The organism is Cellulomonas sp. P4_D11, assembly GCF_056401915.1.
Map to the genome: position 1 here is coordinate 295,959 of NZ_JBFUIK010000001.1, position 12,730 is coordinate 308,688.

Consider the following 12,730-nt stretch of genomic DNA (forward strand, 5'->3'; position numbering starts at 1 on the left):
AGACGCCGCCGTGACCGAGCAACGCCGAGCCCTCGTCGTCCGTGGCGGGTGGGACGGGCACGCGCCCGAGGAAGCCGCCGACCTGTTCGTGCCGTTCCTGCGCGAGCACGACTTCGACGTCGTCGTCGAGGGCTCGCTCGAGGCCTACGCCGACGCCGAGCTCATGGCCGCCACCGACCTCGTGGTCCAGTGCTGGACCATGGGCGACATCCTCGCCGACGAGCTGCGCGGCCTGCGGACCGCCGTCGCGGCCGGCACCGGGTTCGCCGGCTGGCACGGCGGGATCATCGACTCGTTCCGGATCGCGACCGACTACCTGCAGCTGGTGGGCGCCCAGTTCACGGCGCACCCCGGTGGTCCGCTGGTCGAGCACACCATCAACGTCACGGGCACCCACCCGATCGTCGAGGGCATCCACGACTTCACGCTGCGCTCCGAGCAGTACTGGCTCCTTACCGACCCCCTGAACGACGTGCTCGCGACGACGACCATCACCCCGGGTCCCGACGACCCGTGGCACGCACCGGTCACGTCCCCGGCCGTCTGGACGCGCCGCTGGGGTGCCGGCCGCGTGTTCGTCTGCGCGCCCGGCCACCAGCTGGCCGACCTCGAGGTGCCCGCCGTCCGCACGATCATCGAGCGCGGCCTGCTCTGGGCGAGCCGGTGACTCCGCGGCTCCGGGCCGCCCGCCCCGCCGGCTGAGCGGTCACGCCACCGCTGCCTCGGCCCGCCTCGCCAGGTCGCCGACCTCACGTGCCACCGCCGGCCACAGCTGTGCCGGCAGGTCGTGCCCGACACCGGGGAACGTGACGAGCCGAGCACCGTCGATGCCCTTCGCTGTCGCCCGGGCCGCCGTCACACGCAGTATCGGGTCGGCCTCGCCGTGCAGCACGAGCGCCGGCTGGTGCAGGTCGCGCAGCCGCGCGCCGTGCCACTGCGCCCCGATCTGGCGACTCTGCGCCTTGGTGTCCCGCGGGCCGCTGTCGACCTCGCGCTCGATCCACTCCCGCGCGGCGTCCTCGTCGAACGGGTACGCGGGCGATGCCACCCCGCGCGCAACCGCGAGGTTGGCCTGCACGTCCCCCTCGCGACCCGCCGGGAACCTGGTCCGGGCAAGCTTCGCCAGGAGGCCTACGCGCAGGTAGCGCGCGACGCCGAGGCCGGACACGTCGCTCGGCAGTGCCGCGGAGGACACGACGGACACGACGCGGTCGGGGTGGCGCAGGGCGATCCGCTGGGCGACCGCTCCGCCCAGGGAATGGCCGAAGACGTGCGCCTGCGCCCAGCCCAGCTCGTCGAGCACCGCGACCGCGTCGTCGGTCATGTCCTCCGCGGTGTACGCGGCGCCCTTCCTGCCGAACAGCGCCCGGAACGGGTTCGACTCGGCCACGTCGGGCATCCGCGTCGACTCGCCGGCGTCCCGCTGGTCGTAGCGGGCCACCGCGAAGCCCTCCGCCGCGAACGCCTCGCACAGACCCGTGGGCCACCAGAACCGCGAAGTCGCCAGGCCCATGACGAGCAGCAGCGGCATCCCGTCCGATCCCGCGAGCCGGTCGAAGGCGACGTCGACCTCGCCGTTGCGGGCGTGCTGCGTGGGTGTCCAGGCGCTCTCGCCGGTGCGCGTCGGGTGGGTCATCGTCAGGCTCCTCGTTAATTGCGATCCGTGTTCGCTATTCTAGGCCATGGCGCCGAACGGGCCGTGAGGGAGGCTGTGCCGGTGGAGATCGAGCAGATGAGCATCTGGATGCGGCCCGAGCGCGGGAGTCGGGGTCGAGCCCCGGAGCACACCCGCGAGGGCATCGCCGCCGTCGCGGTCGGGCTGGCAGACTCCCACGGGCTGCCGGCGGTCACCATGCGCTCCGTGGCGCAGCTGCTCGGGGGCGGCCCGGCCTCGCTCTACCGCTACGTGCAGTCCCGGGACGAGCTGGTGGCACTCATGGTCGACCAGGTCAACGGCGAGATCGACTACGACGCACTCGCCGGCACCGACTGGCTCGACGACCTCCTGGTGCTCGCTCGCGAGAGCCGCGCGGTGTACGTGCGGCACCCCTGGCTCACCGACGTCCCGACGACCGTCGACCTCGGTCCGCGCGCCGTCGACTACCTGGAACGGGCCCTCGGCGCGATGCGGGGCCTCGAGGTCGACGGCCACCGCAAGCTCGAGGCCATCGGCGTCTTCAGCGCCGTGGTCCGGCTCCTCGCGCGCACCCAGATCGAACGGCGCGGCGCCGACCCGGCGGAGCGCCGCCGCCAGCTCGCCGCCGCGCAGCACCTGGCCGCCGTCACAGGCGACGGCACCCACCCGTACCTCGCCGCCGCGCTGTCGTCCCTACCGGCGGCGACCGACGAGGGCCAGGTCGACCGCGTGCTGACCCGCCTCTTGCGTGGGCTGCTGACGGGCTAGCCGTTCCGGCCTGCCTACGGGCGCAGCTCCCGGTACACGTACCGCTCGGCGGGCTGGAACCCGAGGCCCGCATACAGCGCTCCCGCAGCCGTGTTCTGCGCCTCGACCTGCAGGAACGCGCGACGGGCACCGCGCTCGGCCGCCTCGTCGAGCGCCCGCACCGTGAGCGCGCGCCCGAGCCCGCGCCGCCGGGCCGACGGAGCGACGACGAGGCACGAGAGCGCGACCCAGTCCTCCGCGAAGGCGGCGCGGATCACCCCGACCGGGCCGGTGTGGTCAGTGGCCGTCAGGTAGATCGCGGGGGCACCGCCGAGCACCGTGCGGGCCAGTCGCAGGCTCGCGCCGTCGTCGTCGTGGGCCGTCCCCGTGGCGTGCAGCCGCGCCTTGGAGCCCGACCAGGCCGCGAGCCAGGCGTCGTCGGGGCGCTCCGCGACGGACACCCGCACCCGGGCCGACGGCGCACGCACGGGATCCGCGCGATCGTCGGCGATCTCGCGGACGAGGACGTCCGTGTGCGAGATGGCCGCGTACCCGCGCGCCTCGAGCAGGTCGTCCAGCCCCGGCGCTGCCGCCCGGCACACCCGCACGATCGACGGCTGCCCGGCCTCGGCGTACAGCGCCTCGACCCGGTCGAGCGCCGCACCCGGGTCGGCCGGAGCGCCGAGGGGCAGCACGCTGTTCGCGCGCCGGGTGAGCCCGCCGGACAGGCCGACCCGCCAGCCGTCGACGTCCACCACCCGCGCGGGCGGCCACGTCGCCGCCTCGACCAGGGCGCCGGGCGCATCGGGCGGCGTCCAGGTGTGCACGCGCAGGTGGACCTCGACGTGACCCCAGTCGCGTTCGGGCACCGCGACGAACCCCAGCCGCTTGTACAGGCGCTGCGCGGCCTCCATCGAGTCGAGCGTCGAGAGCACCACGCGCCTGGCCCCACCGGCGACGGCCTCGCGCAGCGCCGCGGTCACCAGCAGCTCGGCGATCCCCCGCCGCCTCGCCTCGGGTGCGACCGCGAGCATCCGGATCTCGAGCTCGCCGGGCTCGGCGACCTCGGCGTACGACGTGCCGTACGGCGCGAGCGTCACGGTGCCGACCACCACGAGGTCGTCCCGCTCGGCGTCGCCGCCGTCGCCCTCGCCCGGCGGCAGCAGCGCGACCAGCAGCGTCGCCTCGCGCGCCCGACGCTCGGCGTCCCGCAGCTCGTCCGCGTACGAGTCGGTCGCGTCGACCAGCCGGTCGGCCAGGTACGCCTCGGCGGTCAGCGCCCCGGCGTCGGCCACGTGGCCACCGCGGGCGACCCGGACCACAGCGCTGGTCACGTCAGGCGTCCTCAGCGACGGGAGCCACGTCTCCGACGCCCGCCGGCCCCTGCGACAGCAACGCCTCGAACCCGGCCTCGTCCAGGATGCGCAGCCCGAGCTCGCGCGCCCTGGCCTCCTTGGACCCGGCGTTCTCGCCGACCACGACGTAGTCCGTCTTCTTCGAGACGCTGCCCGCCGACTTGCCGCCGCGCGCCAGGATCGCCTCCTTGGCGCCGTCGCGGCTGAACCGTTCGAGCCCGCCGGTGACCACGACCGTGAGCCCCTCGAGCGTCCGCGGCGCCGACTCGTCGCGCTCCTCGGTCATCCGCACGCCGGCGGCGGCCCACTTCTCGACGATCGCCGCGTGCCACTTGTCGTCCTCACCCGGCTGCTCGAACCACGCCACGACGGCGGCCGCGATGGTCGGCCCGACCCCCTCGGCCGCGGCGATCTCCTCCTCGGACGCCGTCGCGATCGCCGGAACCGACGCGAAGTGCTGCGCCAGGGCCCGCGCGGCGGTCGGCCCGACGTGCCGGATCGACAGCGCGACGATGACCCGCCACAGCGCGGCCTGCTTGGCCTTCTCCAGGTTGCCCAGCAGCGCAGTGCCCGTGGCGTTCAGGTCGCCGGCCTCGCGGACGACCCCGCCGACCTTCGAGCTGGTGGAGAGCGTGAACAGCGGCACCTGGCGCAGCGCGTCGGCGTCCAGCGCGAAGAGGTCGCCCTCGTCGGTCACCACGCCGGCGGTGAGCAGCGCGTTGGCCGCCTCCCAGCCGAGCGCCTCGATGTCGAACGCCCCGCGGGACGCGACGTGGAACAGCCGCTCGCGCAGCTGGGACGGGCACGACCGCTGGTTGGGGCAGCGGATGTCGACGTCGCCCTCCTTGGCGGGCGCCAGAGGCGTGCCGCAGGACGGGCACTCGGTCGGCATGACGAACGCGCGCTCGGTCCCGTCGCGCAGGTCCACCACCGGCCCGACGATCTCGGGGATCACGTCGCCGGCCTTGCGCAGCACCACGGTGTCGCCGATGAGCACGCCCTTGCGCGCCACCTCGCTCGCGTTGTGCAGCGTCGCCATCTCGACGGTCGACCCCGACACGAACACCGGCTCCATCACCCCGAACGGCGTCACGCGCCCGGTGCGGCCGACGTTCACCCGGATGTCGAGGAGCTTGGTGTTGACCTCCTCGGGCGGGTACTTGTACGCGATCGCCCACCGCGGCGCGCGGCTGGTCGAGCCGAGCCGGCGCTGCAGCGCGATCTCGTCGACCTTCATGACGATGCCGTCGATCTCGTGCTCGACGTCGTGCCGGTGCTCGCCGTAGTAGGCGATCATCTCCCGCACGCCGTCCAGGCCCTCGACGATCCGCGTGTGCCCGGAGACCGGCACGCCCCACGACGCGAGCAGGTCGTACACCTGCGACTGCCGCTCGATCCCGGTCCCCCGCCCGGCGCCCCAGACGAGCGCGCCGACGCCGTGCGCGTACATCCGCAGGTCCCGGGACGCGGTCACCCGCGGGTCCTTCTGCCGCAGAGAGCCGGCCGCCGCGTTGCGCGGGTTGGCGAAGGGGCTCTTGCCCGCCTCGACCTGCGATGCGTTGAGCTCGGCGAACGCGGCGACCGGCAGGAACACCTCGCCGCGGATCTCGATCCGCTCGGGGTGGGTGGCCGGGTCGCCGCCGAGCACGGCCGGGATGGTCGAGATGGTGCGCACGTTGAGCGTGACGTCCTCGCCCGTCCGCCCGTCGCCGCGCGTGGCGGCCCGCACGAGCCGGCCCTTCTCGTACAGCAGCGCGATGGCCAGCCCGTCGATCTTGAGCTCGCAGAGGTAGTGCAGGGTCGCGTCCGACTCGAGGTCCCGGTGCAGGCGGCCCGCCCAGGTCGCGATGTCCTCGTCGGAGAACGCGTTGTCCAGCGACAGCATCCGCTCGACGTGCTCGACGGAGGCGAACTCCGTGGAGAACGTGCCGCCCACCCGCTGCGTCGGCGAGTCGGGGGTGCGCAGGCCCGGGTGCTCGTCCTCCAGGGCCTGCAGCTCGCGCAGCCGCTCGTCGTACTGCTTGTCCGACGACACCGGGGCGTCGCGGATGTAGTACGCGAACTGGTCGGCCTCGATCAGGGCGGCCAGCTCGGTCCAGCGGTGCCGGGCCTCGGCGGGGATCTCACGGGCAGCGGCGGCGTCGATCTCGTTGCTCACAGACCCATCATGGCGCCCCGCACCCACACCCGCCGCGACCTACCGACGACGGCGCGAGGCGACGAGCACCCCCACGCTGACCAGCACCCCGCCGACCGCCAGCACCGCCCCGGCAGCGAACAGGGCGGGCGGTGCGGAGGCCACGACGACCTCCGTCGGTTCCCCGGCGACGTCCCATGTGCAGATGGCCCTGGGCGGCACGATCGTGTACCGCACGCTCGCGTCGTCGGTCCCGGCGGCGTAGGCCTGCACGCACGGGTCGGGGTCGTCCTTGGACGTGGTCAGGGTGGTCACCCCGATGCCCGTGTAGCAGACGACGAGCAGGACCAGCCCCACGATCGCCGCCCCGGACCCCAGGAGCAGCGCCAGGGCGCGCCCCACGCTCGGCTGTGCCGCCACTCTCAGTCCTCCGCTCGTTCCGCGACGATCCGCGCCGCGCGCACCAGCCCGGCCAGCACGGCGCGGGCGTCGTCGGGGCTGCCGCGCCCCGTCACGTCTCCGGCCAGCAGGACCACGTCCCGCAGGCCCGCCATGGACAGGCCGACGGACCGCCACGGTCGGATGAGCGTGTCGGCCTGGCCGGTGACGTCCGGGCCCGCGCACTGCGACGACGCCTGCGGCGCCAGCTCCGGCCAGAACGCGAGGCCGCCCTCGACCACCTCCGCGACCCGCTCCCAGCTGCGCTCGTCGAGCGCGTCCACGGCGAGCCCGAACCCGTCGACGCGCGCCGCGCGGATGGCACCGAGAGAGGTCCACGCGGTGCCGCCGTGGACGACGACGCGGGCGCCCTCGAGCAGGCGCACGCCGGCCGCGACCTCGGAGATGCGCTCGGCCGCCACCGGCCCCGGCACCGACCGCAGCGCGGAGTACCCCGAGAACGACGGCAGGACGCCGGCCATGACCTGCGCGAGCAGCGGTTCGTGCAGCAGCACGGTCGGCTGAGCACCGGGCACGGACCGCCGGATCGCGGCGAGGTGCTCGGCCAGACCGGCGGCCAGCGAGGCGGCGAGCTCGCGGACGGCGCCCGGGTCGGACACCACGCGGTCGCCGCGCGCGAGGTAGAGGGAGGCCGCGAGCGTCATCGGCCCGAGCACCGGCACCACCAGCGGCCCGGTGAACCCGTGGCCGGCGACCGCGAGCGCGTCGACGTCCTCGCGCACGTAGGCCTGCGCGCGGGCGAGGTCCCGGCTCGGCCGGTCCGCCAGCTTCCAGCCGTGCGGGCCCAGCTCGGTGGGCAGCTCGGCCAGGAGCGCCGCCGCGCGTCCGGTGCGGTCGCCCCACGGTCCGCGCTCGGCCAGCAGCACCGTGAACGGCAGGCCGGCCACCTCGGAGGGGGTGTCGACGAGGTCGCCGACGACCACGGTCTGCGCCTCGAGCACGTCGAGACCCGGCCACGGCCCGGTGCCCGTGACGGACGGTCGCCCGCCGCTCACCCGGCGACGCCTGCGACGGCCCGCCGAGCCGCGGTCACCGTCGCCTGGCCGAGCACCCGCGTGCCGTCGTACAGGACCGCGGACTGACCGGGCGCGACGCCGCGCAACGAGGTGTCCCCGAGGGTCACCTCGACCACACCGTCGCGCACGGTCGCCCGGGCGGGCACCGGGGTGCCGTGCGCCCGGACCTGCAGCGTGCAGTCGAACGACGACGCCGTGCCGTCGACGAACCACACGGCACGGTCCGCCTCGACGGTCCCGACGACGAGGTCGTCCACGGACCCGACGACCACCCGGTTGTTCACGGGCTCGATCGAGAGCACGTACCGCGGCTTCCCGTCGGCGGCCGGCGTCCCGATCGACAGGCCGCGCCGCTGCCCGACCGTGTACGCGTAGGCGCCGTCGTGCTCGCCCAGGACGGCGCCGGACGCGTCGACGATCTCGCCCGGCTGCGACCCGAGGCGCGAGCGCAGGAAGCCCTGCGTGTCCCCGTCGGCGACGAAGCAGATGTCGTACGAGTCGGGCTTGGCGGAGACCGACAGTCCGCGCGCGGCCGCCTCGGCGCGGGTCTGCTCCTTCGAGGCGACGTCCCCGAGCGGGAACATCGAGCGCGCGAGCCGCTCCGGGCCCATCACCGCGAGCACGTACGACTGGTCCTTGGCCAGGTCCCGGGCGCGGTGCAGCTCACGCGTGCCGTCGACGCGCGTCTCGATGCGGGCGTAGTGACCGGTGCAGACGGCGTCGAACCCGAGCGCCACCGCCTTGTCCAGCAGCGTCGCGAACTTGATGTGCTCGTTGCAGCGCACGCACGGGTTGGGGGTCCGGCCGGCCTCGTACTCGGCGACGAAGTCGGCCACGACCGTCTCCTCGAACCGCTCGGACAGGTCCCAGACGTAGTACGGGATGCCCAGCACGTCCGCGGCCCGGCGCGCGTCGCCCGCGTCCTCGATCGAGCAGCAGCCCCGCGAGCCGGTGCGGAACTGGTCCCGCGTCCGCGAGAGAGCCATGTGCACGCCGACGACGTCGTGCCCCGCGTCCACCGCGCGCGCCGCGGCGACCGCGGAGTCGACGCCGCCGGACAGCGCGGCCAGCACGCGCATCAGGACACCGCCCCGACGGTCGCCAGGCCGGCCGCGCGGGCGCGGTCGACGACGCCCGGCAGCGCGGCGAGCAGCGCGTCGACGTCGTCGGCGGTCGAGGTGTGACCCAGGCTGAAGCGGAGCGCGCCGCGCGCCGCGACCTCGTCGACCCCCATGGCCAGCAGCACGTGGCTCGGGCGCGGGACGCCGGCCTGGCAGGCCGACCCCGTCGAGGCCTCGATCCCCGCCGAGTCGAGCAGGTACAGCAACGAGTCGCCCTCGCAGCCGGGGAACGTGAAGTGGGCGTTGGCGGGCAGGCGGAGCGACGTGTCCCGCGGGCCGCGGAGCACGGCGTCGGGCACGACCGCCTCGACGCCCGCCACCAGGGCATCGCGGAGCGCTCCCACGCGGTCCGCGAACGCCTCGCGGCCGGCGACGGCGACGTCGACCGCGACCCCGAACGACGCGAGGAGCGGCGCGTCGAGCGTGCCCGACCGCACCCCCCGCTCCTGGCCGCCGCCGTGCAGCACCGGCGTGAGGTCCAGCCCACGGCGGGCCAGGAGCGCGCCCGCGCCGCCCGGGCCGCCGACCTTGTGGCCGGTGACGGTCATCGCGTCGAGCCCGGACGCCCCGAAGTCGACGGGCACCTGGCCGACGGCCTGCACCGCGTCGGCGTGCACGGGCACCCCGAACCGGCGGCCCAGCGCGACCACCTCGTCGAGGGGCTGCAGGGCGCCGACCTCGTTGTTCGCCCACATCACGGAGATCAGCGCCGCCTGCTCGCCGCTGCGCTCGAGCTCCTCGCGCAGCGCGTCGACCTCCAGCACGCCGTCGCGGTCGACCGGCAGCAGCACCAGCTCGGCCCCCGCGTGCTCGGCCATCCAGAACGCCGGGTCCAGCACGGCGTGGTGCTCGACGGCGGACACGAGCAGGCGTCGCCGGCCGGGATCCTGGGTCCGTCGCGCCCAGAAGAGGCCCTTCACCGCGAGGTTGTCGGCCTCGGTGCCGCCGGAGGTCCAGACGACCTCGCTCGGGCGCGCGCCCAGGGCAGCCGCCAGCTGCTCGCGCGACTCCTCCACCACGCGTCGGGCGGCGCGGCCGGACGCGTGCAGCGAGGACGGGTTGCCGGGGCGCGCGAGCTGCTCGGTGAGCACCCGCGTGGCCTCCGGGATCATGGGCGTGGTCGCCGCATGGTCGAGATACACGCTCATCGGGACCATCCTACGAACCGGGCGAGCGCACGTTGACCGCACAGCCCGTGGGATCACCCTCCGACGGCCGCGCATCTCCTGGCAGGATGTCCGGCGTGAGTGCCGACGACGTCATCGCCCTCCCGCTCGCCTTCAGCGGCCAGCGGCTGGACTGGCGCGACCTCCCGCGACCCGTCCGGGCGCGGATCGCCGAGCTCGCCGGCTCCCAGGTCACCGCGGAGATCAGCGCGACCAGCGGCTTCAGCCCCGGCTTCGCGGCCGTCCTCGAGCTCGCCGACGGGCGCGGCGTCTTCGTCAAGGCCGTCTCCGCCGAGCAGAACCCCGTCTCGCCGCACCTCGCGCGCGCCGAGATCCGGGTCTCGCGGGCCCTCCCGCCGCAGGTTCCCGCGCCGCAGCTGCTGTGGTCGTCGGACGACGACGACTGGGTCATCCTCGGCTTCGAGGTGGTGCACGGCCGCTCCCCCGAGCTCCCGTGGAAGCCGGACGACCTGCGGGCCGTCGCCGACGCGCTGGGAGCGCTCGCAGACGCCGAGCCCCTGCCCGGCCACCAGCTGCCGCGCACCGACGACCAGCTGGTCGACGACTTCACCGGCTGGCGCAAGCTGCACGCCCTGGACGCCGAGTCCCAGGCGCGCTACGCCGACCTGGCCGGCGAGGCGGGCCGGTGGGCGCTCGCGAACCTCGAGCAGCTGGTCCGCTGGGAGCAGGACGCCCTGCGCGTCTGCGCGGGCGACGCGCTGGTGCACGGCGACCTGCGCGCCGACAACATCCTCATCGACCCCGACCACCAGCACCGCGTCTGGATCATCGACTGGCCGCACGCCAGCGTCGGCGCGCCGTGGCTCGACCTCGCGTTCATGCTGCCCAGCGTCGCGCTGCAGGGAGGCGGGGACCCGGCGACCAACTTCCGCACGCACGCGGTGTCGGACGGCGTCCACGACGACGACCTGCGCGCGGGTCTGGCGGGCCTCTCGGGCTACTTCGCGTGGAGCTCGTTCCAGCCGGCGCCGCTCGGCATCCCCAACCTGCGCCGGTTCCAGGCCGCGCAGGGCCTGGCCACCGTCCGCTGGCTGCGCGACCTGTCCTGATCAGCCGAGCGGCGGCTCGTCCGCCTTGAGCCGCTGCTCCCGCTCGCGCAGCTGCGCCTCCCAGTCCTTGAGCATCTGCTCGTGGGTCTGGTCCGACCGGTTCATGCCGGCGAGGAACGCGGCGTCGTCGTCGGGGTTCGAGCGGCGCGGCCGCTCGTACTCGGGGAAGCCGGCGGTCCGCGTCGACGGCCACGGCACGTTCCGCGCCGGCCGGTGCTCCGGGCGCCCGGCGACGAGCCACGCGATCCCGCCGACGAGCGGGACGATGATGATGACGAACACCCAGGTCGTCTTGGAGAGGTTGCGCGGCACGTCGGTCTGGATGCAGTCGATCAGGCAGAACACCAGCAGCCCCAGCTCGATCAGGAACGGCAGGTAGCGGATCACGGTCTCTCCTCGGGCACCCCTGCCCGGCGCACGGACGGCCGGGACCGACGCGCACGCTAGCGAACCGTCGAGCCCGCTGTCCGGCGATCCGTTGCCCGGCCCATCCGATCACCCGGACGGCTCACAGGCGGCGCACCGGCGGCACGACGGCTCAGCCCAGGATCGCCGCCGTGGACCCCCAGCCGAGCAGGCTGTGACCCACGGAGCCGATGCCGAGCAGGGTCCCGGGCAGGTCGACGCGCCACACCTCCCCGCCGTCGCCGAACCGGTACGCGACCAGCTCGCCCACCCCGGGCCAGTCGTTCAGCGCCGTGACGTCGCCGGGCTCGTCGGGCCGCATCTGGCCGCTGAGCAGGTGGCGCCCGTCCGTGACGAGGTCGCCCATCGTCCGGCCCGCGCGGACCGGAGCCCGCCAGAGCTCGTCACCGGTGCGGCCGTCGACGGCCACGACTCCGTCCGGGGTGCTCAGGTAGACGCGTCCGCGCGCCACGACCGCGGACCCCGAGAGGCCGTGCCCGACGCTCCACCGCTCGCGCCCCGTGGACCGGTCGTACGCGCGGATGCGCGAGTCCGCCGCGAGCACCAGGCCGGGGAGGCTGCCGTCGTCCGCCGAGACCGACGCCACTCGGCCGTCCAGCACGAGCGAGGGACCATCACCCATGACCGTCGTCGTCTCGCGGCCCCGGTCGTCCTGCGCGAAGGCGGTCACGGTGCCCCGTCGCTGGTCGGCCTCGAACCCGTTGGTCGCGTCGACGGTCGCGCGCGTCTGGCTGCCCGCGCTGTCGAGCAGGGTGATCCGGCGGCCGGCGGTGACGACCGCGAGCCCGTCCGCCGTGGGGTAGATAGCGGTCGACCGGTCGACGAAGCCACCCTCGTCCGCCTCCGCGGTCGTCGACGGTACCGCGGACTGCCACCTCTGACGTCCGGTGAGCAGGTCGGTGGCCGTGACGACGAGCGCGCCGTCCGCGCCCGGCGTCCCGACCGCGACCGCCCCGTCGGGGAGGGCGGCGAACGCCGTCGCGCCCGGCGCCGGCCGGTCGGCGAGCACGGAGCCGTCGGCGAGGTCCACGACCACCATTCGGCTCAGGTCTGACGGGACCAGGACGTTCTCGTCCTCCCGGTAGGCCATGACGGCGTCGCTGACCAGGCACACCGCCCTGCCCTCGTCGCCCGGGTCGCCCACGCACCCCCCGATCGAGCTGAACCCTTGGTCGTCGTCGCGGGCCACCTCGTGCGCGTCGGCGAGCGGCGTGCTCCAGACCTGCTCGCCCGTGACCTCGTCGACGGCGACGAGCGCCTGCGACCCGTCGCTMTCGCGCTGCAGGCCCACGAGGGCGCCGCCGCCCGTGAGGCCGGACCAGAGCACGGACTCGGCGCCCGCCGCGGGCTGCCACCGGATCGCCACGTGCTGGTCGACGGGCCGGACGACGCCCGGCACCCGCGCCAGCGCGGCGAACGCGGMACGCTCGCGGACCTGGACGACGCCCTGCACGGCGACGAGCGCGACCGCGGCGAGCGCGGGGACCAGCAGCCACCGCCTCGACCGGCGCGGCGGGGCGGGCTCGTCCGGGCGCCCGGATGCGTCGTCGTGCTCGACGAGCTCGACCTCGTCCATGCCCACGCGCCGCATGGGCGC

General features: G+C 75.0%; 12 protein-coding genes. 3 read left to right on the top strand and 9 right to left on the bottom strand.

Features of this window, described 5'->3' with window-relative positions:
- Nucleotides 1–10: 10 nt before the first annotated feature.
- Entirely contained in the window at nt 11–667 is a 657-nt protein-coding gene (locus AC1DT4_RS01325; RefSeq protein WP_477087956.1) for a ThuA domain-containing protein, read from the top strand.
- 39 nt (nt 668–706) lie between these two features.
- On the opposite strand, the gene AC1DT4_RS01330 is transcribed toward AC1DT4_RS01325, so the two are convergent.
- Nucleotides 707–1,636 carry an alpha/beta fold hydrolase gene (locus AC1DT4_RS01330; protein WP_477087957.1) on the bottom strand — a complete coding sequence of 310 codons (930 nt, stop codon included), beginning with the start codon at nt 1,634–1,636 and terminating at the stop codon, nt 707–709.
- A gap of 81 nt (nt 1,637–1,717) precedes the next feature.
- On the opposite strand from AC1DT4_RS01330, the gene AC1DT4_RS01335 reads away from it, so the two are divergent.
- Nucleotides 1,718–2,404, top strand: coding sequence for a TetR/AcrR family transcriptional regulator (locus AC1DT4_RS01335; RefSeq protein WP_477087958.1), 687 nt, complete (start codon nt 1,718–1,720; stop codon nt 2,402–2,404).
- Between the two features lie 14 nt (nt 2,405–2,418).
- Here AC1DT4_RS01335 and AC1DT4_RS01340 read toward each other — a convergent pair whose 3' ends face one another.
- From AC1DT4_RS01340 to AC1DT4_RS01365, 6 genes are read right to left on the bottom strand one after another with little or no spacing between them, the layout of a single operon-like run.
- Entirely contained in the window at nt 2,419–3,717 is a 1,299-nt protein-coding gene (locus tag AC1DT4_RS01340) for a GNAT family N-acetyltransferase (RefSeq protein ID WP_477087959.1), read from the bottom strand.
- Nucleotide 3,718: 1 nt separating this feature from the next.
- Nucleotides 3,719–5,896 (bottom strand): NAD-dependent DNA ligase LigA, encoded by a 2,178-nt coding sequence (gene ligA / locus AC1DT4_RS01345; RefSeq protein ID WP_477087960.1) that lies wholly within the window; start codon nt 5,894–5,896, stop codon nt 3,719–3,721.
- Nucleotides 5,897–5,935: 39 nt separating this feature from the next.
- Nucleotides 5,936–6,295: a hypothetical protein gene (locus AC1DT4_RS01350; RefSeq protein ID WP_477087961.1), complete on the bottom strand. Its 360-nt coding sequence runs from the start codon at nt 6,293–6,295 to the stop codon at nt 5,936–5,938.
- Between the two features lie 2 nt (nt 6,296–6,297).
- On the bottom strand, nt 6,298–7,329 hold the full coding sequence (locus AC1DT4_RS01355) for a uroporphyrinogen decarboxylase/cobalamine-independent methonine synthase family protein (RefSeq protein WP_477087962.1): 1,032 nt from the start codon (nt 7,327–7,329) through the stop codon (nt 6,298–6,300).
- The gene (gene mnmA, locus AC1DT4_RS01360; protein ID WP_477087963.1) at nt 7,326–8,429 is read right to left on the bottom strand and encodes a tRNA 2-thiouridine(34) synthase MnmA; all 1,104 of its coding nucleotides are present in this window, start codon (nt 8,427–8,429) and stop codon (nt 7,326–7,328) included. Before mnmA ends, AC1DT4_RS01355 begins: the two co-directional genes overlap by 4 nt.
- Complete coding sequence (locus AC1DT4_RS01365) at nt 8,429–9,619, bottom strand: cysteine desulfurase family protein (RefSeq protein ID WP_477087964.1); 1,191 nt, start codon at nt 9,617–9,619, stop codon at nt 8,429–8,431. Before AC1DT4_RS01365 ends, mnmA begins: the two co-directional genes overlap by 1 nt.
- A gap of 86 nt (nt 9,620–9,705) precedes the next feature.
- On the opposite strand from AC1DT4_RS01365, the gene AC1DT4_RS01370 reads away from it, so the two are divergent.
- Complete coding sequence (locus tag AC1DT4_RS01370) at nt 9,706–10,707, top strand: phosphotransferase family protein (protein WP_477087965.1); 1,002 nt, start codon at nt 9,706–9,708, stop codon at nt 10,705–10,707.
- On the opposite strand, the gene AC1DT4_RS01375 is transcribed toward AC1DT4_RS01370, so the two are convergent.
- On the bottom strand, nt 10,708–11,094 hold the full coding sequence (locus AC1DT4_RS01375; protein ID WP_477087966.1) for a PLD nuclease N-terminal domain-containing protein: 387 nt from the start codon (nt 11,092–11,094) through the stop codon (nt 10,708–10,710).
- A gap of 151 nt (nt 11,095–11,245) precedes the next feature.
- Entirely contained in the window at nt 11,246–12,724 is a 1,479-nt protein-coding gene (locus AC1DT4_RS01380; protein ID WP_477087967.1) for an outer membrane protein assembly factor BamB family protein, read from the bottom strand.
- Nucleotides 12,725–12,730: the final 6 nt, after the last annotated feature.